At 49.8% G+C, this 239-nt stretch carries 1 pseudogene; it reads left to right on the top strand.

What is annotated here, in order from left to right:
* Positions 1 to 239 (top strand): annotated as a pseudogene (locus tag A7090_RS23145) (IS4 family transposase); the annotation flags it as partial.

Raw genomic sequence — 239 nt, 5'->3', positions numbered from 1 at the left:
GCCTGCTCTGCGATGGACGCTCGCTTCCCCTGTTAAGCTGGATAGTTCCGTCAGAAAAACAGCAGAACTCGCAGATACAAAAAAACTTCCTGGATGCCCTTGCCGAGGCTGTAAACCCTGTGGCCAGAGTCATAATAGTTACCGATGCGGGTTTCCAGAGTGCATGGTTCCGGCATATAAGTAAGCGGCTCGTCAGAACCGTATTGATATTTACTGAGAGCTCAGATCAACTTTCCAGG

This window comes from Escherichia sp. MOD1-EC7003, assembly GCF_002965065.1.
GTDB lineage: Bacteria > Pseudomonadota > Gammaproteobacteria > Enterobacterales > Enterobacteriaceae > Escherichia.
The sequence above is the reverse complement of the archived record's forward strand: the minus strand, read 5'-3'. Positions and strand labels throughout refer to the sequence as shown.